Origin of the sequence: Curtobacterium sp. UNCCL17 (assembly GCF_000686685.1) — a bacterium.
Taxonomy (GTDB): Bacteria; Actinomycetota; Actinomycetes; order Actinomycetales; family Microbacteriaceae; genus Curtobacterium; species Curtobacterium flaccumfaciens.
On record NZ_KK366001.1, the window covers coordinates 430757 to 450274 of the forward strand.

Below are 19518 nucleotides of genomic sequence, written 5' to 3' on the forward strand. Positions count from 1 at the left end.
TGACACGACGTGTCATCACCCAGTCAATCATGACACGACGTGTCATCACCAGTACTCTTGCCCCATGCGTTGGTCTCCGGATGCCCGAGGGCGACTCGAGCGAGCGGCGTTCGAGCTCTTCGCCGAGCAGGGCTACCAGGCGACGACCGTGCCGCAGATCACCGCACGGGCCGGCCTGACGACCCGCACCTTCTTCCGGTACTTCGCCGACAAGCGCGAGGTGATCTTCGCCGGCGACGAGATCCCCGATCTCGCCCGGGCCGCCATCGGGGGTGCGCCGGCCGGGATCGACCCGCTCGACATCGTGGTGCGCGGCCTCCGTACCGTCGCCGACGAGCGGTTCGAGGGGCGGCACGGTGAGGTCGGGTCGGTGCGGCGGCTGGTGCTGTCCGAGTCCTCACTGCGGGAGCGCGACGCCCGGAAGCGTGCCGACCTGACGGACGCGGTGCGCGAGGCCTTCGTCGACCGCGGGCTCGATCCGTCCGAGGCAGCGGTGATCGCCGAGACGACCGTGATGCTGTTCCACCTGGCCCTCGAGTCGTGGCTCACCGGACCAGCCGAGCGCCGGATGGCCGACGTCGTCGACGAGCAGCTCAGTGCACTCCGTGGGGTGCTCGATCGGCGGCCCGCAGCGTCATGAACACGTCGACGCCGTCGTCGGTGTCGAGCACGAAGCCGTGGCGTTCGTAGAGTCGGCGGGCAGGGCTGCCCACCAGCACGTTGAGCCGCGTCGGACCGTCGTGGGGCTCGTCGAGGACGGCGCGCAGCACCGTCGACCCGACTCCACGGCCCTGGACGTCGGGTGCGAGGTAGAAGTGCTCGACCCAGCGGACGTCGTCCTCGACCCGCACGGTGACCGACCCGACGTCGCGGCCGTCGACCACGACGATGCGGGTCAGCTGCGCCCGGAACGCGTCGCGGAGGCGCTGGCGGACGCGCGTCTCGTCGAACACCCCGAGCCGTGTCAGGTCGTCGCGCAGCACCACTGCCCGGAGCTTGACGAGCCACTCGAGGTCCTCGGTGGTGCTGTCCCGCAGTGCGACGTCCATCCCCTCAGCCTACGAACCCCGCGAGCGCTCAGGCCGCACTGCGGAGCGAAGCGACCATGCTCCGCAGGATCCGGCGGGCCTCGGTCTGCTGGTCGTCGGTCAGATCGGCGAGCATCCGCTGTTCGACGCCGCGGATCGCCGCGCTCGCCCGCGCCAGGCTCCGACGCCCGCTGTCGGTGAGCTCCGTGGGGAGTGCCTTGCCGACCGACGGCTCGGTGGCGCGGGTGACGAAGCCGTCCCGCTCCAGGGCCTGCAGCAACACGTTCATCGACTGCCGGGTGACGAAGGTGCCCCGCGCGAGTTCGGAGTTCGACAGGCCGGGGCGCTGTGCGAGCAGTTCGAGGCAGGAGTAGTGCGTCACCGTCATGCCGAGTGGGCGCAGTACGGCCTCCATCGACGCGCGGAGAGCGCTCGCGGTCTCCTTGAGCAGGTAGCCGATCGACGTCTCGAGGTGGATGCCGGTGTCGTCTTGACGCATGTCAGTAGTCTGACATAGCTTGTCCTGTGTCAGAAGACTGACACAACCCCGAGGAGCACCACATGCCCGTCACCGGCCCCGACTTCATCTCCCTGCAGACCCGCGACCTCGACACCTCGCAGGCGTTCTACGAGCGGTACCTCGGCCTCGTCCGCTCCGAGGCCGGCCCGCCGCACGCCGTCGTGTTCGAGACCACGCCGATCGCCTTCGCCCTGCGCGACCTGGTGCCCGGCACGGACCTCGACGCGGTGGCGCAGCCCGGCATCGGCGCCGCGATCTGGCTGCACGCGACGGACGTGCAGGCGATCCACGACGCGCTCGTCGCCGACGGGCACCGGATCGTCTCGGCGCCGATCGACGGTCCGTTCGGTCGGACGTTCACGTTCGCCGACCCCGACGGCTACCACGTCACGCTCCACGACCGCGCCTGAGCCCTGGAGCCGGCCCCGCGTCCGACGTGGGCGGCGGGGCGGGCGCGGGTCGCGCCTCCAGGCCGGTGCCGGAGCCGACCGTCACGCTTCGTCACGATCCGTGACGGTCCGAGGTGTCCGACGTAGCGTCTCGACCCGTGACCACCAGCAGCGAACACCGGCAGATCTGCTTCAACGCGTTCGACATGAACTGCGTCGCGCACCAGTCCTCCGGACTGTGGCGGCACCCCCGCGACCGGTCGCGGGACTACCGCGACCTGACCTACTGGACGGACCTGGCGAAGACGCTCGAGCGCGGGGCGTTCGACGGCATCTTCATCGCCGACGTCCTGGGCACCTACGACGTGTACGGCGGCTCGAACGAGGCCGCGCTCCGCACCGGGTCGCAGGTGCCGGTGAACGACCCGATCCTGCTCGTGTCGGCGATGGCGTCGGTGACCGAGCACCTGGGCTTCGGCATCACGGCCGGCACCGCGTACGAGCACCCGTACCCGTTCGCCCGACGCATGTCGACGCTCGACCACCTGACCAAGGGCCGGGTCGGCTGGAACGTCGTCACCGGGTACCTGCCGAGTGCCGCACGGAACATGGGCCAGACCGACCAGCTGTCGCACGACGACCGGTACGACGTGGCGGACGAGTACCTCGAGGTCCTCTACAAGCTGTGGGAGGGCTCGTGGGAGGACGACGCCGTCGTCGCCGACCGCGAAGCCGGCGTCTTCACGGACCCGGCGAAGGTGCACCCGATCGATCACCACGGCACGCACTTCGACGTGCCCGGCATCCACCTGTCGGAGCCGTCCGTGCAGCGCACACCCGTCATCTACCAGGCGGGCGCGTCACCGCGCGGCATCCGCTTCGCCGCGGAGAACGCGGAAGCGGTCTTCGTGGGCGCACCGACGCTCGAGCAGCTCGCGTCGACCGTCGCGAAGGTCCGGGACGCCCTGGAGGTCGCTGGTCGCGACCGGTACGCCGCCCGCGTCTACACGCTGCTCACCGTGATCACGGACGCCACCGACGAACTGGCCCAGGCGAAGTACGAGGACTACCTGTCGTACGCGTCGGAGCTCGGTGCGCTGGTGCTCAACTCCGGCTGGATGGGCGTCGACCTGTCGCAGTGGGACCCGGACCAGCCCCTCGGTGACGTCGAGTCGAACGCGATCCAGTCGGCGGCGGCGAACATCGCGGCGGCGACGGGGGAGGACGGATCGAAGTGGACGATCCGCGACCTGGCGCGGCAGACGGCGATCGGTGGACTCGGCCCGGTGGCGGTCGGCGGGGGAGCGACCATCGCCGACCGGCTGCAGGAGATCCAGGAGCTCACCGACGTCGACGGCTTCAACCTGGCGTACGCGGTGACCCCGGGCACGTGGGAGGACGTCATCGAGTTCGTGATCCCGGAGCTCCGTGCCCGTGGGGCCTACCCGGAGGAGTACGGGTCGGGGTCGCTCCGCCAGAAGCTGCACGGCCGCGGTGACCGGCTGCCCGACGAGCACCGTGGAGCGTCGTTCAGGATCGGGAGCCGGGCGGTCGTAGGCTGATCGGGTGATCGAGTCGTCCGTGGTCGTGCGTCCTGCGACCCCGGACGAGACCGACACCTGCATCGACCTGTGGGCCGCGGCCGTGGCTGCCCGCGACGGTGCCGCCGAGGACCCGGCGGTGCGGGAGCGCGCGCGGCAGAAGTTCGCGGCGGAGCACGTCGCCTGGTTGGTGGCTCCCGGCCCGGACGGTGCGGTCGACGGCTTCGTCCTCGTGACGGCACCCGGCACCGGGCGGTCGACGGACCCGTCGGACGCCGCCTACCTGTCGTTGCTCGCGGTGCGCCCCGGGGTGCAGGCCCGCGGGGTCGGACGGTCGCTGCTGTCCGAGGCGGTGCACGACGCCCGGGCTGCCGGACACCCCCGCGTGGTGCTGCACGTGCTCGGCGACAACGACCGGGCGGTGCGGCTGTACGAGGCGGGCGGCTTCGTGGCGACGGGCGACGAGTTCGCGCACGCGCTGAGCGGGGTCACCACCCGCGTGTACGTCGCGGGCTGAGCGGGCCGAGGCAGGCTCCGCGGGCCGACGCTGGCTCCGCGGGCCGACGCGGGCCGACGCTGGCTCCGCGGGCTGACGCGGGCTGACGCGGGCTACGCGTCCCGACCGCGCACCGGCGTCCACGTCGGGTAGGTCGCCGAGCGCCCGTCGCCCGACGACGTGCGGGTGATCCGACGCTGTACCCACGGCAGGACGTACTCGCGGTAGTAGCGGAGTTCCTCGCCCAGGCGGGCCCGGGCGGCACCGGCGTCCGCGGGCTCGACCGGCGCGGGGCCGTCGAGGACCGCGTGCAGCGCCAGATCCGCGACGCGCTGGTGCCCGGTGGCGTTCATGTGCAGCCGGTCGTCCGACCAGAACTCCGCGCGGCCGAGGTGCGGGTCGCGCGAGACGTCGACGAACGGCAGACCACGGCGTCGGGCGAGCGTGCCGAGTGCTTCGGCCCAGGCGTCACCGCGGCGGTTGATCAGGGAGCCGAGGGGCAGGCGGGCGCTCGGGTCGGCCGGGCTGAGGAGCGCCAGGCGGGCCCCGGTGGCCTCGACGCGGTCGGCTGCGGCCTCCACGAGCCCGATCAGTGCGTCCACGTCGAAGCGCGGGCGCAGCAGGTCGTTGCCGCCGGCGCAGAAGGTGATCAGGGTCGGCGCCGGGTCGAGCGCGAGCGCAGCCCCGAGCTGGCCGTCGAGAACCCCGGCGAGCAGTCGTCCGCGGACGGCGAGGTTCGCGTACGAGACGTGGGCGTCCGAGGCTCCCGCCATCGCGCTCGCGAGCCGTCCGGTCCAACCGGGGAACGGAGCGGGTCCGGCGTCGCCGATGCCCTCCGAGAAGCTGTCGCCGATCGCGACGTAGCGGATGGTGTCCTGCATGCGCCCATCATCGTGCACATGCCTGTGCAGGTTCCCGGCACGGCTGCCGTACCGGGAACCCGCATCAGCGAACCCTCACAGCACCGCCTTCGGCACCCGGTGCAGGGTGACCGCGCCGACGGCGGCGAAGGGGTGCAACGGGTCCGGGGCGGTGGAGCCGGTCGGCCCGCCGAGCTTCGAGTCACCGACCGCGCTGAGCACCGCGTAGGCGTCCTCGGCGGTCCAGCCGTGCTCGTCGACCAGGAACGCGAAGGCGTCCTCGTACCCGCGCCGGACGCTCTCCTGCACGGGGTCGCCGAGGCCGACGAACAGCCAGTCGTCGGCGGTCTCGATGCGGGGTGCGCGGAGCACCGGGCCGCCCTTGACCAGGTCGACGGAGACGATCGCGGTGCCCTGGGCCTCGATGGCGACGAACGATGACTCGCCCTCGGCCATGAGTGCGTGGATGTCGCCGATCGACAGCAGTGCACCGGGGACCCGGACGGGCAGGGACACGGTCGAGCCGGGGCGGGCCTCGGTGACGTCCATGTTGCCGCCCTCCGGGTAGGCCGGCATGATCGTCGAGTTCTCGCCCTCGGCCGGGGCCGTCCCGATGCACCCGATCATCGGCCGGACGGGGAACCGGTGCCGGTCGGACACCTGCACCGAGCCGTCCGAGATCGGGCAGCGGCGGGCGAAGACCCGGTCGCCCATCACGTGCTGCAGGGCCCCGGAACCGGGGAGGGACACCGACCAGCCGTGCGTGGTCAGCTCGATGGCGTGGATGGTCACCACGAGGGTGTCGCCGGGTTCCGCCCCCTCGACGAACACCGGGCCGGTCACCGGGTTGATCGGTGCCTGCAGCTGCGCCATGTCGTGGTGCTGGTCGAGTTCGGCGTAGACGGCGTCGGTGGTCTCGAAGCCGATGGTCTCGCCGGTGCCGGGGCGGACCCGCAGCACGGGCTCCCGGTCGGCCGAGAACCCGGGGCGGCCGAGGGTGTTCGGCAGGAAGTGGTCCGGGGTCATCGTGCGTCCTCCGTCGTCGGTTCTGCTTCGGAGCCGACCTCGGTGGAACGGCCGGTGCGTCGGTAGTACAGGAACACGGCCGCGCCGACGATCAGCCAGATGATCCCGCCGACCTTCGCCTCGACCGCGGCGTTGAGCAGGACGTACCCGATGATCAGGAACCCGATCAGCGGCACGACCAGGTGCAGCAGCCAGTTGCGCGACTTCCCCTTGACGACGTGGTGCACGAAGACGGACACGTGCAGGAGCATGAAGCCGAACAGTGCGCCGAAGTTCACCAGCGACGAGATCGTGTCGATCTGCCCGACGAAGAACAGCACCAGGATCGCGGAGAGCACCGAGACGACGATGATCGCGTTCTGCGGCACCTGGCGCCCGTTGAGCTTGTGCAGGAACGCGGGCAGCTGACGGTCGCGGCTCATCGAGAAGAGCAGACGGCTCGTCGCGGCCTGTGCGGCCATGGCGTTCGCGATGCCGACGGCGAGCACGTTGACGGCGAAGAACGCGGTGGCCCAGCCGCTCGACGAGGCCTGCTCGACGATGGTGAAGAAGGCGTTGCCGGCCTCGCTGTCCGAGAACGAGTCCCGCCCAGCGGCCAGGGCGGACGCGAGCCAGGTCTGCAGGATGAACAGGAACGCCACGATGACGAGCGCCAGGATCATCGCCGTGCCCGCTCCGCCACGACGGCCGGTGGACTCCTCGGACAGCGTCGAGATGCCGTCGAAGCCCAGGAAGCTCAGCACCGCGATCGACAGGGCCGAGGCGATGAGCGGCGCCGACACCTTGGCGGGGTCCCAGATCTGCTCGGTACCGAACGACGCGTCGGGGATCGTGCCACCGGTCAGCGCGACGATCGCGATGACGACGAAGATCGCGACGAAGACGAGCTCGATGAGCAGGAAGATGCGGTTCGCGAGCTTGAGCGAGGACACCCCGGCCAGGTTGATGACGGTGTTGATCGCGACGAACACGAGCGCCCACAGCCAGCGGGGCGTGCCCGGGAAGATGCCGACCATGCTCTCGGCGGCGAACACGTAGAGCAGCGTCGGGACGAGCAGGTAGTCGAGCAGGATCGCCCAGCCGGCGAAGAACCCGGCGGTGGGGTGGATGCCGCGGCCGACGTACGAGAACACGCTGCCGGCGAGGGGGATCGACTTCGCCATCTGCGCGTAGGCCAGGGCGGTGAAGATCATCGCGACGAGGCCGACGAGGTACACCAGCGGCACCATGCCGCTGGAGGCGTTGTAGACGGTCCCGAAGATCGCCCACGGGGCGATCGGGACCATGAAGACCAGGCCGTAGATGAGCAGGTCGGTGGTGGAGACGGAGCGCTTGAGCTCCTGCTTGTAGCCGTAGGCCTCGAGCTGCTGCTGTGCGGAGAGCTCACTGTGCTGCTGCGACATGTCGGGTTCCGTTTCGGGTGGAGGGACGGGTGCAGGGGGGGCGGTGCTGGGGAAGGGGAGCGGGTGGTGTCGTCGGGAAGGCGGGTGCGGCCGTTGTGGGTGGGGACTTCCTTCTCGGGAGGCGCGGGGCGGGCCCGTCCCGCGCCTCCCGAGAAGGTGGTGGCCTGGTCAGGCGTCGTCGTGCGCGGTCAGGAAGGTCGCGACGACCCGGCGGAACTCCGCCGGCTGCTCCAGGTGCGAGCAGTGGCTCGCGCCGGGGAAGACGTGCTGCCGGACGTCGGCGATCCGCTCGACGAACGGGGCCCACGTGGCGGGGGTGGCCTCGTCGTGCTCGCCGGCGACGACGAGCGTCGGCACGGCGATGCGGTCGAGCCGGTCGACGATGGTCCAGTCGCGCATCGTGCCGATGACGTGGAACTCGTTCGGGCCGTTCATCGTGTGGTAGACCGTCGGCTCCCGCTCCATCTGCTCTTCGGAGGCGACGAAGTCCGGATGGCTCGGGACCACGCGGCAGACGTGCCGCTCGTAGAAGACCTGCGTCGCCGCCAGGTACTCGGGGTCGTCGACGGTGCCGGCCGTCTCGTGCCGGGTCAGGGCATCCTGCACGTCGGCGGGCAGCTGCGCGCGGAGCTCGGCGGCGCCGTCGACCCAGAGCTGCATCGACGCGGGGGAGTTGCAGATCGCCAGCGAGCGGAGGCCAGCGGGCTGCCGCACCGCGATCTCGGCGCCGAGCATGCCGCCCCACGACTGCCCGAGGACGTGGTGGTCGCCGAGCCCGAGGTGCTCGACCAGGGCGGCGTACTCGTCGACGAACAGCTGCGGCTGCCAGGTGTCGACCGGAGCGTCCGGGCGGTGGCTGCTCCGGCCGCAACCGAACTGGTCGTGGTGGACGACGCTCCGGCCGGTCTCGTCGGCCAGGGCCGCGAGGTTCCGGAGGTAGTCGTGGGCCATGCCGGGCCCGCCGTGCAGGACGACGAGGGGCAGCGCGCCGGCGATCGGGGTGTCGGGCGTGGTGACCCGGTACCAGGTCTCGCCGTCGCGGAACGGCATCGTGGATTCGGTGATGCTGGACATGGGGGTCAGCATGGAGCGGAAAAAGGTCCCACGCAATACCTTTTCTGCTGCCTTAACGTGGTCGTAACACCGCGAAGGGGGTCCGTGTGTCCGATCGTGCGACCGAGACGCGCGTCGACGAGGTCGAGGACCGCCTCGTGACCGCCGTCGCCGTGGGCGAGTACCTGCCCGGCGCGAACCTGCCGCCGGAACGCGAACTGGCCGGCCTGCTCGGCGTCGCCCGGGTCACCGTGCGGGGCGCGATCGCCCGGCTCGTCGAACGGGGGCTGCTCGAGACCCGTCGAGGCCGGGGCGGTGGCACGTTCGTCCGCACCGAGTGGCCGGACAGCTCATCGGACGCCGTCGGGCGGGTGCTGCTCGCCCGGTGGGAGGCGATCCAGGACACCGCCGACGCCATCGCGCTGCTGCACGGGGCGCTCGCGACGGCCGCCGCGGAACGGGTGACCCCGGAGGACGCCGCCCTGATCCGTGCACGGCTCGAGGTGTTCCGCGACGCCACCTCGGGTCTCGAGAAGCAGCAGGCCGACGCCGTGCTGCACCGGACGATCATCGACGCCGCGCGGAACGACGCCCTGCGGACGGCGCTCGCCGGGTTGGAGGCGCAGATCTCCATCGCCGCTCCGGCGCACCTGTGGGGCACGGCCGAGGGCATGGCGGAGATGGAGACCCGCGCGCTCCGCGAGCACGAGTCGCTGGTGGACGCCGTTTGTTCCGGGCGGGCGCCCGAGGCGGGCGTGATCGCCCGGCAGCACGTCGGGATCGACGTCGAACTGCTCGAACGGGCCGTGCGGCGGACGGGGCAGGTGCCCCGGCACTGAGGCTCGGTCGGTCGGTCGGTCGGTGTGGTGGTCGGTTGGCTGGTTCTTCGGTCGGTCGGTCGGTCGTCAGTGCACGGCGGGTGCCGGCACCGGGTAGACGTCGTCCGGCATCGGCCACGGTGCCCACTTCGGCCGCGGCGCGTACACCAGGTACGGCTGCGGCGTCGGGTAACTGACGAGCTCGAGCGTCGACCCCCACGGCGTGCGGGTGTACACGAACCGGTTGCCGGCCCCCGCCTCGTCACCACGCAGGTCGCGCGGGTCGGAGTTCCGGGTACCGCCGGCCGCCTCGACCCGGGCGAGCGTCTCGTCCAGGTCGTCGGCGTACATCGCCAGGTGCTGCCACCCCAGGTCGGACGGGTGTGCGGCGTTCCGCTGCTCGGGCCCCAGGTACTCGAACAGCTCGAGCCCCGGCCCCTCCGGCAGCGCGAGCATCCGCATGGCCCCCTGCGCCATGGTGCTCGGGATGCCGAGGTAGCCGTGCGCCTCGGAACTGCTGTTCGGCGTCTCGTCACGACGTCGCATGTCGTACAGGACGACGGCGTCGAACGCCGCCTCGAAGAACTGCGTGGCTGCGTCGATGTCCGGCACCGTGACGCCCACGTGGTCGATCCTGATTCCCCTGCTCATGGTCGATTCGTACCACCGGCGGTCACCGCCCCTCGGGTCGGGGCGGCGTCCGTGCGGGGTCGGTGCCCATCGATGCGGCAAGCCGCAGCGCGGCTCCGGGCGCGGTCGGCGCCGGTCTCGGCGGCCGTTCCGGAACGGTCGTTCCAGGACGGGGTCCGGGACACACGACCGTTACACGAGGGAAACGGCGGGGGCGAAGTCGCTCCGTAGCTTCGTGCTCAAGCACGCACCGCCCCGCTTCCCACTCCCTCGGAGGACGCCATGGCTACCGACATCGCGACACCAGTCGCCGCGCCCCACGCCCCCACCACGACCGCCGCTCCCGCCCCAGCGGGTGCCGGTGTCGTCAAGCCCGGGTACGACCCGGCGCTCACGAACGAGGACCTCGCCCCGCTGCGCGAGCAGCGCTGGACGAGCTACAACTTCTTCGCGTTCTGGATGTCCGACGTGCACTCGGTCGGCGGCTACGTCACCGCCGGGTCGCTCTTCGCCCTCGGCATCGCGAGCTGGCAGGTGCTCATCGCCCTGGTGGTCGGCATCCTCATCGTGCAGGTCTTCGCCAACCTGGTCGCCAAGCCGTCGCAGCGCACCGGTGTGCCGTACCCGGTGATCAACCGCGCGGTGTTCGGGGTGCTCGGCGCGAACGTCCCCGCCATCATCCGCGGCCTCATCGCGATGGCCTGGTACGGCGTGCAGACCTTCCTCGCCGCCCAGTCGCTGAACATCATCTTCCTCAAGTTCATCCCGGCGTCCGCGGGGCTGCTCGACCACTCGTTCCTCGGGCTGTCGGCCCTGGGGTGGATCTCGTACGCGATCCTCTGGGTGGCGCAGGGCGCGCTGTTCTGGATGGGCATGGAGGCCATCAAGCGGTTCATCGACTGGGCCGGACCGGCGGTCTACGTGGTGATGATCGCGCTCGCGGTCTACCTGGTCAGCCAGGCGGGCATCGGCAACATCTCGTTCACCCTGTCGGTCGGCGAGCCGCTGTCCTTCGGGGCATCGATCCCGGTGATGCTGTCGGCGGTCGCCCTGGTGGTCAGCTACTTCTCGGGCCCGATGCTGAACTTCGGGGACTTCTCGCGCTACGGCCGGTCGTTCCGTGCGGTCAAGCGCGGCAACTTCTGGGGGCTGCCGATCAACTTCCTGTTCTTCTCGGTCCTGACGGTGCTCTGTGCCAGTGCGACGGTGCCGGTGTTCGGCAAGCTCATCACCGACCCGATCGAGACCGTGCAGGCCATCGGTGCCCCGTTCGCGATCCTGCTCGGCGGCCTGACGTTCGTCACGGCGACCGTCGGCATCAACATCGTGGCGAACTTCATCAGCCCCGCGTTCGACTTCTCGAACGTGGCACCCCGGAAGATCTCGTGGCGGGCCGGTGGCATGATCGCCGCGGTCGGCTCGGTGCTCCTCACCCCGTGGAACTGGTACGGCAACGACCAGGCGATCCTGTACACGCTCGGGGTGCTCGGTGCGCTGATCGGCCCGCTGTTCGGCATCCTCATCGCGGGCTACTACATCGTCGGCAAGCAGCGCATCGCGATCGACGACATGTACTCCACGAGCCGCACCGCCCGGTACTGGTACCGCGGCGGGTTCAACCCGAACGCCATCTGGACCCTCGTGGTCACCGGCGCGGTCTCGGTCGCGAGCGCGGTCCTGCCCCCGGCACTCGGCGTGCTGCCGTGGCTGGCGAGCTACAGCTGGTTCATCGGGTGCGGCCTGGGCCTCGTCGTCTTCTGGGCGCTCGAGCGTGCCCGGCCGAGCATGCCCGTGCTCGACGCGGACGACCCGACGGTCGACGACGGCGCGGCCGTCGGTCGCGCCTGACCGCCGGCGTCGCGGCCCGTCCTCCACAGGGCGGGTCGCGGCGCTCGGTCGTCCACAGATCCGAGACACGGCCGGGAGGCCCGCCCCGCCCCCGCCACGATGGTCACCACCCGGCGTCACCCGTTCCACGGCTCCACTCGCTCCACCGGAAGGACCCCGATGCGCATCCGCGTCGTCAACCCCAACACCACCGCGTCGATGACGCGGGCGATCGGCGTCGCCGCCCGTGCGGTCGCCGCTCCCGGCACGCTGATCGAACCGGTCGAGCCCACGATGGGGCCGGCCTCGATCGAGAGCCACTACGAAGAGGCCCTGGCCGTGCCCGGGTTGCTCGAGCAGATCGCCCGCGGCGAGCAGGACGGGGTGGACGCCTTCGTCGTCGCCTGCTTCGGGGACCCGGGGCTCGACGCCGCGCGGGAGCTCGCGACGGTGCCGGTGATCGGGATCGCCGAGGCCGGGTTCCACGCCGCCGCGATGCTCGGCCGCCGGTTCGGTGTCGTCACCACCCTGGCGCGGACGACCGGCCGCGCCCACGAGCTCGCCCAGCGCTACGGCTTCGCCCCGCTCGTCACGGAGATCCGGGCGTGCGAGGTCCCGGTGCTCGAGCTCGACGACCCCGAGTCCGGTGCCCGTGCGCTCGTGATCGAGGAGTGCCGAGCGGTCATCGACGGGGGAGCCGACGCCGTCGTGCTCGGGTGCGCGGGCATGGCCGACTTCTGCGCCGAGGTCTCGCTGGCGATCGGGGCACCGGTCGTCGACGGTGTCGCGGCGGCCACGGTCCTGGCGGAGTCGCTCGTCCGGCTCGGGTTGTCCACGGGCAAGCGCGGCGAGTACGCCTTGCCGCCGGTGAAGGCGATGTCGGGGCTGCTGGCGGGCTTCGAACGCCACCCGGCTGCGATCGCGACGGCCGGGGCGGGCGCATGACGGGCCTTGCGGCGGGTGACACGGCAGACCTGGTCGTCCGCGCGCAGCGAGCCTGGGCCGACGGCGCCTTCCGCCCGGCCGCGGTCGTCGTCCACGACGGCCGCATCACCGGCGTCCTGCCCGTCGACGCGGTCGTCGACGCCGTGCAGGACCACACCGTGCCGGACGGGCAGGTGCTGCTCCCCGGACTCGTCGACACCCACGTGCACGTCAACGAGCCCGGCCGCACCGAGTGGGAGGGCTTCGCGTCCGCGACCCGGGCAGCTGCGATGGGCGGGGTCACCACGATCGTGGACATGCCGCTCAACTCGATCCCCGCGACGACCACGGTCGAGGCGCTCACCGTCAAGCGTGCGAGTGCCGAGGGCCGGGTGGCGGTCGACGTCGGGTTCTGGGGTGGCGCGGTCCCCGCGAGTCTCGGGTCGCTCGACGCCCTGCACGACGCCGGCGTCTTCGGGTTCAAGTGCTTCACGGCGCCGAGCGGTGTCGACGAGTTCCCGCACCTCGACCCCGGGCAGCTCCGAGCCGCGATCGCCGAGGTCGCCCGGATCGACGCCCTGCTGATCGTGCACGCCGAAGACCCGGAGCACCTCGTGCCGCACCGGGCGCTCGGTGGCCGGTACGCCGACTTCCTGGCCACCCGGCCCGTCGCCGCCGAACGGTCCGCGATCGCGCGGGTCATCGACGGCGCGCGGGCGACCGGTGCGCGGGTGCACGTGCTGCACCTGTCCGACGCGGGTGCGCTGCCGATGCTCCGTGCCGCGAAGGACGACGGCGTCCGGATCACGGTCGAGACCTGTCCGCACTACCTGTCGTTCGAGGCGGGCACGATCCCGGACGGCGCGACCGCCTACAAGTGCTGCCCACCGATCCGCGACGACGCCAACCGCGACGCGCTGTGGGCGGGCGTGCTCGACGGCACGATCGACCTCGTCGTGTCGGACCACTCGCCCTCCACCGCCGACCTGAAGACCGACGACTGGGGTCTGGCCTGGGGCGGGGTCGCCGGCCTGCAGGTCGGGTTCCGGGCGGTGTGGACCGAGGCCCAGCGTCGCAGGATCCCGCTCGAGGCGCTGCTGCCGCTGTTCACGACCGGTCCGGCCGCCCTGGTCGGGCTGCGCGACCGCGGGGTGATCGCTCCCGGTGCCCTGGCGCACTTCGCCGTGTTCGACCCGTCCGCCGAGTCCGTCGTCGACGTCGCCGGGCTCGAGCACCGCAACCCGGTGTCCGCGTTCGACGGGCTCCGCGTGCGCGGCAGCGTCACCCAGACCTGGCTCCGCGGCCGTCGCATCGCCACGGCGGACGGCGGCGTGGTCGGCGTCGAGGGGCAGCTGGCCGGACGGCCCGTGCTCGCGGCGGAAACACCCCTGTAACGATCGTTCCGGTATCGTCGGATCAGGAACGGAAGGAACCAGCATGCTCCCAGTGAACCCACCCGCCCGTCTCCTCATGGGGCCCGGTCCGATCGACGCCGACCCGCGCGTGCTCCGTGCGCTGTCGACGCCGCTCGTCGGCCAGTACGACCCGTGGATGACCTCGACGATGAACGAGACGCAGGCGCTCTACCGCCGCGTGTTCGGCACCCGCAACGACGCGACGCTGCTCGTGGACGGCACCTCCCGTGCGGGGATCGAAGCGGTGCTCGTGTCGCTGCTCGCCCCGGGTGACCGCGTGCTCGTGCCGGTGTTCGGCCGGTTCGGGCACCTGCTCGCCGAGATCGCCGGCCGTGCGGGTGCCGAGGTCCACACCATCGAGACCGACTGGGGCCAGGTCTTCACGCCGTCCGCCATCGAGTCGGCGATCGCCCGCGTCCGTCCGAAGGTGCTGGCGGTCGTGCAGGGCGACACCTCGACCACGATGAACCAGCCGCTCGACGAACTCGGGGCGATCTGCGAGCGGTACGGCGTGCTGCTCTACACCGACGCCACCGCGACGGTCGGCGGCAACCCGCTCGAGGTCGACGCCTGGGGGATCGACGCCGTGAGTGCCGGGCTGCAGAAGTGCCTCGGCGGCCCGTCCGGCAGCGCACCCGTCACGCTGTCGCCGGGGGCCGTGGCCGTGCTCGACGAGCGACGGAGTGTCGAGGCCGGCATCCGCGAACCCGGTGACGACGTCGCCGACGAACCGATCCGCTCGAACTACCTCGACCTCGCGATGATCCTCGACTACTGGGGCCCCCGCCGCCTGAACCACCACACCGAGGCCGCTTCGATGCTCTACGCCGCCCACGAGTGCGCCCGCATCCTGCTCGAGGAAGGCCGCGACGCCGTCGTCGCCCGCCACGAGACCGCCGGGCGGGCGATGCTCGCCGGGGTGCAGGCCCTCGGACTCCGGGTCTTCGGCGACGTCGCCCACAAGATGCACAACGTCGTCGCCGTCGAGATCCCCTCCGACGTCGTCGGCGACCAGGTCCGCGGCGCGATGCTCGACGACCACGGGATCGAGATCGGCACCTCGTTCGGGCCGCTGCACGGACGGGTCTGGCGCATCGGCACCATGGGCTACAACGCCCGCAAGGACACCGTCGTCACGACCCTGGCCGCGCTCGAGCACACCCTGCGCCGGGCCGGGCACGCGGTCCCGCACGGCGGCGGTGTCGATGCCGCACTCGACGTCTTCCGTGACGACACCGCCGCGGTCGCTCCCGCCGGGGCCGAGGTGCTCGCGTGAGCGCCGTGCCCGTCCTGAACGCCACCGCCGTGGGCACCGCCGACGCCGAACTCGTCGCCCGCTGGTGCGACGAGCTCGCCGCCCTCAGCGCCGAACCGGGCCGCATCACCCGCGTCTACCTGTCACCCGAGCACGCCCGGGCGAACGCCCTCGTCGCGGGCTGGATGCAGGACGCCGGACTGTCCACCTGGCAGGACGCCGCCGGCAACCTGCACGGCCGGGCCGCGGGCGCGACGCCCGACGCGCCCGTGCTGCTGCTCGGCTCGCACCTGGACACCGTGGTGGACGCCGGCCGGTACGACGGCGTCGTCGGGGTGCTCATGGCCATCCGCACCGCCGCCCGGCTCACCGCCGACGGTCCGCTGCCCGTCGCGCTCGAGGTCATCGCGTTCTCCGACGAAGAGGGCACGCGCTTCGGCAAGGCCCTGCTCGGTTCGTCCGCGGTGGCCGGCGTCTGGGACGACGCCTGGTGGGACCTGGCCGACGGTGACGGCGTCACGCTCCGGCAGGCCTTCACCGACTTCGGCCTCGACCCGGAGCGCGTCGGCGACGCCGCGGTCGACCCGGCCTCGGTGATCGGCTACCTGGAAGCGCACATCGAGCAGGGGCCGCACCTCGAGCAGGCCGGGCAGGCCCTCGGGGTCGTCACGAGCATCGCGAGTGCCCGCCGGTTCTCGGTCGAGGCCGTGGGAGAGGCCCGGCACGCCGGTGGCACCCCCTACGAGCGCCGGCACGACGCCCTGCTCGCGGCCGCCGAGGCCGCGCTCGCGGTGGAACGCATCTGCCGGGCCTCGCACCAGGTCGGCACCGTCGGCACGATGACCGTCGAACCCGGAGCCGTCAACGTCGTCCCCGGGCTCGCACGGTTCTCCGTCGACCTGCGCGGCGAGTTCGACGACGAGCGCGACGAGGTCTGGGACGAACTCACCAAGGCCTTCACGCTCATCGGAGAACGGCGCGGGGTGAGCGTCACCCCGACCGAGGTGCACCGTGCGCCCGCGGTGTTCTGCGCGCCCCGGCTGATGGACGCCGTCCGCGCCGGGATCGCGTCGACGGGCGAGAGCGCGCCCACGGAGCTGTTCTCACGAGCCGGCCACGACGCGATGTCACTCGGGCTCGTGACCGACGTGGCGATGCTGTTCCTCCGGAACCCCGACGGCATCAGCCACCACCCGGACGAGTTCGTGTCGACGCCGGACATCGCCCTCGGCCTCGACGCCCTGGCCGTCGCCGTCGACCGGGTGGCCCGCGCATGAGCACCGCCGGCCCCGACGTCCGCGCCCGGATCGACTCCGTGTGGGAACAGCTCTCGCCCGCCGAACGACGCGTCGCCGCCATGGTCCGCCACGACCCCGAACTCCTGCTCGTCGGCACCTCCGCCGAACTCGCGGCCGAGTCTGGTACCTCGAAGGCCACGGTCTCGCGACTCGTCCGGTCGCTGGGGTTCCAGGACGCCGCCGAGGTCCGGCAGAACCTGATGTCCGCACGGGGCTCGGGCCTGCCGTGGGTCGCCGAGGACGCCGCCCACGTCGACCAGCGCGCGGTCGAGGCGCGCAACCTCGACGCGGCCTTCGCGTCCCTGGGCCGAGCGGACCGCCCGCGGCTCGCCCGTCGGATCGTCCGTGCCCGCCGCGTGCTCGTCCTCGGTGAGCGCGGCGCCTACCCGATCGCGCTGCAACTGCGGTCCCAGCTGGCGCAGGTGCGGTCCGACGTCCGGGTCGGTCCATCGCCCGGGCAGCGGCTCGGGGAAGAGGTCGCCGATCTCGACCGGCACGACCTCGTGGTCCTGGTGACCGTGCGTCGGCACACCGCCGGGGTCGAGCGGATCGTCCGGCACTGCGTCGACTCCGGGGCCGACGTCATCGTCCTCGGCGACCCGACGGCCGCGGTCATCGCCGCCCCCGCGGCCACCGCGATCCTGTGCCCGGTCGACTCGCCGTCGGCGTTCGACTCGATGGCCGCGCTGTTCGCCGTCGTCGCCGCGATCACGAACGACGTCTACGACGCCTCGGGCCCCGGTGGCCGGGTGCGGGTCGACGCCGTCGCCGCTGCCTACGACGCGCTGGGGGAGCTCGCTGCGCCCTGATCGCCGTCGGATCCGGCGCGCTGCTCGGCACGCAGTTCGGCGGCGAGCGAGGCGTTGCGGTCGGCGATGAGCCGCGGCATGTACCGGGCCAGCGCGAGCACCTCGGCCAGGCGGCCCAGCGGGCCGAGCGGCGCGCGGAACGTGATGGTGTCGACCATGCGCGTGCCGCCGGCCGACGGCTCGAAGCGGTGCTCGTGGTGGAACCGGGCGAACGGCCCACGCACCTGTTCGTCGACGAACCGGTGGGGCGCCTCCAGGTCGGTGATCTCGCTCGTCATCCGCCAGACGATCCCGAAGTGCCGCGCACGCCAGGTGACGGTCTCGCCCAGGCCGATCGTGCCCGTCGTCGTGCCGGCGACGGCGCGTTCGTCGGTCGCGGCCATCGATCGCTCGTGCGCGCCGATGTCGAGCGACAGCGCAAAGGCGCGCTCCGGCGGAACCGGCAGGTCCGTCACGACCCGGAACGAGACGGTCACGACGCCGGCCAGACCGTCGCGGCGGACCGATCGTCGTCGTGCAGCGCGGCGGCGAGCAACTGGTCGTGCCGGCTGCCGCGGTGCAGAACACTCGACCGGGTACGTCCTTCGAACCGCAGACCGAGCCGTTGGGCGACCGCGGCCGACGCGGTGTTCGTGGCGATCGCGCGCCACTGGACCCGGAGGAGACCGAGTCCCTCGGGCACTCCGGCGAAGGCCCAGTGCAGCACGCGCTCGGCGGCCTCGGTCATGATGCCGGAGCCGCGACCGTCCGGGTGCATGGCGTAGCCGATCTCGGCGGCCCCGTCGGCGAGGGCGAACAGGCCGACCGTGCCGAGCAGCCGGAGGTCGTCCGCGCGCCGGATCCCGAACTCGTACCGGCTGTCCGCCGCCCAGCCGGCCGCGACGACGTCCGTGATCCAGTACCGTGCCTCAGCATGCCCGTACGGCACCGGCACCGGGGTGTACGCGATCACGTCCGGGTCGTTGGCGTAGGCCACCACGTCGTCGGCGTCGCCGAGCTCCGGGGCCGAGAGCACCAGTCGATCGGTGCGGAGGGTGACGGGCTGCACGGTTCGAGCCTAGCCACGACGGCGCGGGCGGTAGCGTCGGGGGATGACGTTCGACGCGCTCCCGTTCCCGGTCATCGACGGCCACAACGACCTGCCGTGGGAGCGTCGTGACAGCCACGACTCCGGTGTCGAGGGCATCGACACCGAGACCGACTCGCTGCACACCGACATCCCGAAGCTCCGTGCCGGCGGCGTCGTCGGGCAGTTCTGGTCGGTGTTCGTGCCCGCGGACGACCCGGACCCCGTGACGACGACACTCCAGCAGGTCGACCTCGCACACCGGATCATCGAGCGCTACCCCGACGACCTCGCGCTCGCCCGCACCGCCGCCGAGGTCCGTGCCGCCGTCGACTCCGGCCGGATCGCGTCGCTGCTCGGCGCCGAGGGCGGGCACTCGATCGGTGACGACCTCGCGGTCCTGCGGACCCTCGCGCGGCTCGGCGTCCGCTACATGACGCTCACCCACAACGACGACACCCCCTGGGCCGACTCCGCGACCGGTGAGCGGGCGCACGGCGGCCTGACCGACCGCGGGCGCCAGATCGTCGCCGAGATGGAGCGGATCGGCATGCTCGTCGACCTGTCCCACACCGCACCGGCCACCATGCGGGACACCCTCGACGTGGCGACCCGGCCCGTCGTGTTCAGCCACTCGTCGACCGTCGCGATCGACGACCACCCGCGGAACGTGCCCGACGACGTGCTCGCCCGGTTGGCCGACAACGGCGGCGTGGTGATGATCACGTTCGTGCCGAAGTTCGTGTCGCGAGCATGGGCGGACTGGGAGGAGTCGGGCATGTCCGGCGAGCCACCCCTGGTCACGGTGTCGGACGTCGCCGACCACGTCGAGCACGCCCGTGACGTCGCCGGTGTGGCGCACCTGGGCCTCGGCGGGGACTACGACGGCACCCCGGTGCTGCCGCCGGACCTGCGGGACGTGTCGCGGTACCCGGTGCTCGCGGCGGAGCTCGTCCGGCGCGGCTGGGGCGAGTCGGACCTGCGTGCGCTGGCCGGCGGCAACGTGCTGCGGGTGCTCGAGGCGACCGACGAGCGGTTCGCCCGGACGGCGTTCGTGCGCTGACGCGGTGGGGCGCGGAGGCGTGGCCCGAGGAAGCGGCAATTGGTCCACAGCGTGTGGACCGATTGCTGGGCGCGCACGCGCCGTCGCGGACAGGACC

General features: G+C 72.1%; 21 protein-coding genes. 12 read left to right on the forward strand and 9 right to left on the reverse strand.

Going from position 1 to position 19518, the window contains the following annotated elements:
* The first annotated feature begins 64 nt into the window (after positions 1-64).
* Positions 65-640 carry a TetR family transcriptional regulator gene (locus BR70_RS0111850; protein ID WP_027466244.1) on the forward strand — a complete coding sequence of 192 codons (576 nt, stop codon included), beginning with the start codon at positions 65-67 and terminating at the stop codon, positions 638-640.
* Here BR70_RS0111850 and BR70_RS0111855 read toward each other — a convergent pair.
* Positions 594-1049 (reverse strand): GNAT family N-acetyltransferase, encoded by a 456-nt coding sequence (locus BR70_RS0111855; protein ID WP_027466245.1) that lies wholly within the window; start codon positions 1047-1049, stop codon positions 594-596. The two genes, BR70_RS0111850 and BR70_RS0111855, sit on opposite strands and share 47 nt — an antisense overlap.
* A gap of 28 nt (positions 1050-1077) precedes the next feature.
* Positions 1078-1527, reverse strand: a complete 450-nt coding sequence (locus tag BR70_RS0111860; protein WP_027466246.1) for a MarR family winged helix-turn-helix transcriptional regulator — start codon at positions 1525-1527, stop codon at positions 1078-1080.
* Between the two features lie 62 nt (positions 1528-1589).
* Between BR70_RS0111860 and BR70_RS0111865 the strand changes: the two genes are divergently transcribed.
* From BR70_RS0111865 to BR70_RS20745, 3 genes are all read left to right on the forward strand, one after another.
* Complete coding sequence (locus BR70_RS0111865; protein WP_027466247.1) at positions 1590-1958, forward strand: VOC family protein; 369 nt, start codon at positions 1590-1592, stop codon at positions 1956-1958.
* 137 nt (positions 1959-2095) lie between these two features.
* Entirely contained in the window at positions 2096-3499 is a 1404-nt protein-coding gene (locus tag BR70_RS0111870) for an LLM class flavin-dependent oxidoreductase (RefSeq protein WP_027466248.1), read from the forward strand.
* A 4-nt stretch (positions 3500-3503) separates the two neighbouring features.
* Positions 3504-3995, forward strand: a complete 492-nt coding sequence (locus tag BR70_RS20745; protein ID WP_051596874.1) for a GNAT family N-acetyltransferase — start codon at positions 3504-3506, stop codon at positions 3993-3995.
* Positions 3996-4087: 92 nt separating this feature from the next.
* Here BR70_RS20745 and BR70_RS0111880 read toward each other — a convergent pair whose 3' ends face one another.
* The 4 genes from BR70_RS0111880 to BR70_RS0111895 all read right to left on the reverse strand — a co-directional run bounded on the left by BR70_RS0111880 (position 4088) and on the right by BR70_RS0111895 (position 8337).
* Complete coding sequence (locus tag BR70_RS0111880; RefSeq protein WP_081827364.1) at positions 4088-4855, reverse strand: SGNH/GDSL hydrolase family protein; 768 nt, start codon at positions 4853-4855, stop codon at positions 4088-4090.
* A 75-nt stretch (positions 4856-4930) separates the two neighbouring features.
* Entirely contained in the window at positions 4931-5860 is a 930-nt protein-coding gene (locus BR70_RS0111885; RefSeq protein ID WP_027466250.1) for an acetamidase/formamidase family protein, read from the reverse strand.
* A complete protein-coding gene (locus tag BR70_RS0111890) occupies positions 5857-7263 on the reverse strand; it encodes an APC family permease (RefSeq protein ID WP_027466251.1) in 1407 nt (468 codons plus the stop codon). Before BR70_RS0111890 ends, BR70_RS0111885 begins: the two co-directional genes overlap by 4 nt.
* Before the next feature lie 168 nt (positions 7264-7431).
* Entirely contained in the window at positions 7432-8337 is a 906-nt protein-coding gene (locus BR70_RS0111895; protein WP_231495700.1) for a proline iminopeptidase-family hydrolase, read from the reverse strand.
* A gap of 86 nt (positions 8338-8423) precedes the next feature.
* Between BR70_RS0111895 and BR70_RS20750 the strand changes: the two genes are divergently transcribed.
* A complete protein-coding gene (locus BR70_RS20750; protein ID WP_035808810.1) occupies positions 8424-9155 on the forward strand; it encodes a FadR/GntR family transcriptional regulator in 732 nt (243 codons plus the stop codon).
* 66 nt (positions 9156-9221) lie between these two features.
* Here BR70_RS20750 and BR70_RS0111905 read toward each other — a convergent pair whose 3' ends face one another.
* Positions 9222-9785 (reverse strand): VOC family protein, encoded by a 564-nt coding sequence (locus tag BR70_RS0111905; protein WP_035808811.1) that lies wholly within the window; start codon positions 9783-9785, stop codon positions 9222-9224.
* A 261-nt stretch (positions 9786-10046) separates the two neighbouring features.
* Between BR70_RS0111905 and BR70_RS20755 the strand changes: the two genes are divergently transcribed.
* The 6 genes from BR70_RS20755 to BR70_RS0111935 all read left to right on the forward strand — a co-directional run bounded on the left by BR70_RS20755 (position 10047) and on the right by BR70_RS0111935 (position 17292).
* Positions 10047-11612: an NCS1 family nucleobase:cation symporter-1 gene (locus BR70_RS20755; RefSeq protein ID WP_035808813.1), complete on the forward strand. Its 1566-nt coding sequence runs from the start codon at positions 10047-10049 to the stop codon at positions 11610-11612.
* Between the two features lie 159 nt (positions 11613-11771).
* A complete protein-coding gene (locus BR70_RS0111915) occupies positions 11772-12536 on the forward strand; it encodes an aspartate/glutamate racemase family protein (protein ID WP_027466254.1) in 765 nt (254 codons plus the stop codon).
* Complete coding sequence (gene allB, locus BR70_RS0111920) at positions 12533-13909, forward strand: allantoinase AllB (RefSeq protein WP_027466255.1); 1377 nt, start codon at positions 12533-12535, stop codon at positions 13907-13909. Before BR70_RS0111915 ends, allB begins: the two co-directional genes overlap by 4 nt.
* 43 nt (positions 13910-13952) lie before the next feature.
* Positions 13953-15206: a pyridoxal-phosphate-dependent aminotransferase family protein gene (locus tag BR70_RS0111925; RefSeq protein WP_027466256.1), complete on the forward strand. Its 1254-nt coding sequence runs from the start codon at positions 13953-13955 to the stop codon at positions 15204-15206.
* A complete protein-coding gene (locus BR70_RS0111930; protein WP_027466257.1) occupies positions 15203-16462 on the forward strand; it encodes an allantoate amidohydrolase in 1260 nt (419 codons plus the stop codon). The genes BR70_RS0111925 and BR70_RS0111930 overlap by 4 nt, the downstream gene beginning before the upstream one ends.
* A complete protein-coding gene (locus tag BR70_RS0111935; protein WP_027466258.1) occupies positions 16459-17292 on the forward strand; it encodes a MurR/RpiR family transcriptional regulator in 834 nt (277 codons plus the stop codon). The genes BR70_RS0111930 and BR70_RS0111935 overlap by 4 nt, the downstream gene beginning before the upstream one ends.
* Here the strand turns inward: BR70_RS0111935 and BR70_RS0111940 are convergent.
* Positions 17259-17768: an SRPBCC family protein gene (locus BR70_RS0111940; RefSeq protein WP_035808815.1), complete on the reverse strand. Its 510-nt coding sequence runs from the start codon at positions 17766-17768 to the stop codon at positions 17259-17261. The two genes, BR70_RS0111935 and BR70_RS0111940, sit on opposite strands and share 34 nt — an antisense overlap.
* Positions 17765-18340, reverse strand: coding sequence for a GNAT family N-acetyltransferase (locus BR70_RS0111945; RefSeq protein WP_027466260.1), 576 nt, complete (start codon positions 18338-18340; stop codon positions 17765-17767). The genes BR70_RS0111940 and BR70_RS0111945 overlap by 4 nt, the downstream gene beginning before the upstream one ends.
* A 43-nt stretch (positions 18341-18383) precedes the next feature.
* Here BR70_RS0111945 and BR70_RS0111950 point away from each other — a divergent pair, with 43 nt between their 5' ends.
* Positions 18384-19421 (forward strand): dipeptidase, encoded by a 1038-nt coding sequence (locus BR70_RS0111950; RefSeq protein ID WP_027466261.1) that lies wholly within the window; start codon positions 18384-18386, stop codon positions 19419-19421.
* The last annotated feature ends 97 nt before the right edge of the window (positions 19422-19518 follow it).

Excerpts from the sequence above, each read along its gene's own strand:
- BR70_RS0111850 (WP_027466244.1), top strand. The coding sequence starts at position 65 with ATGCGTTGGTCTCCGGATGCCCGAGGGCGACTCGAGCGAGCGGCGTTC.
- BR70_RS0111855 (WP_027466245.1), bottom strand. The coding sequence starts at position 1,049 with ATGGACGTCGCACTGCGGGACAGCACCACCGAGGACCTCGAGTGGCTC.
- BR70_RS0111860 (WP_027466246.1), bottom strand. The coding sequence starts at position 1,527 with ATGCGTCAAGACGACACCGGCATCCACCTCGAGACGTCGATCGGCTAC.
- BR70_RS0111865 (WP_027466247.1), top strand. The coding sequence starts at position 1,590 with ATGCCCGTCACCGGCCCCGACTTCATCTCCCTGCAGACCCGCGACCTC.
- BR70_RS0111880 (WP_081827364.1), bottom strand. The coding sequence starts at position 4,855 with ATGCAGGACACCATCCGCTACGTCGCGATCGGCGACAGCTTCTCGGAG.
- BR70_RS0111885 (WP_027466250.1), bottom strand. The coding sequence starts at position 5,860 with ATGACCCCGGACCACTTCCTGCCGAACACCCTCGGCCGCCCCGGGTTC.
- BR70_RS0111890 (WP_027466251.1), bottom strand. The coding sequence starts at position 7,263 with ATGTCGCAGCAGCACAGTGAGCTCTCCGCACAGCAGCAGCTCGAGGCC.
- BR70_RS0111895 (WP_231495700.1), bottom strand. The coding sequence starts at position 8,337 with ATGTCCAGCATCACCGAATCCACGATGCCGTTCCGCGACGGCGAGACC.
- BR70_RS0111905 (WP_035808811.1), bottom strand. The coding sequence starts at position 9,785 with ATGAGCAGGGGAATCAGGATCGACCACGTGGGCGTCACGGTGCCGGAC.
- BR70_RS20755 (WP_035808813.1), top strand. The coding sequence starts at position 10,047 with ATGGCTACCGACATCGCGACACCAGTCGCCGCGCCCCACGCCCCCACC.
- BR70_RS0111915 (WP_027466254.1), top strand. The coding sequence starts at position 11,772 with ATGCGCATCCGCGTCGTCAACCCCAACACCACCGCGTCGATGACGCGG.
- allB (WP_027466255.1), top strand. The coding sequence starts at position 12,533 with ATGACGGGCCTTGCGGCGGGTGACACGGCAGACCTGGTCGTCCGCGCG.
- BR70_RS0111925 (WP_027466256.1), top strand. The coding sequence starts at position 13,953 with ATGCTCCCAGTGAACCCACCCGCCCGTCTCCTCATGGGGCCCGGTCCG.
- BR70_RS0111935 (WP_027466258.1), top strand. The coding sequence starts at position 16,459 with ATGAGCACCGCCGGCCCCGACGTCCGCGCCCGGATCGACTCCGTGTGG.
- BR70_RS0111950 (WP_027466261.1), top strand. The coding sequence starts at position 18,384 with ATGACGTTCGACGCGCTCCCGTTCCCGGTCATCGACGGCCACAACGAC.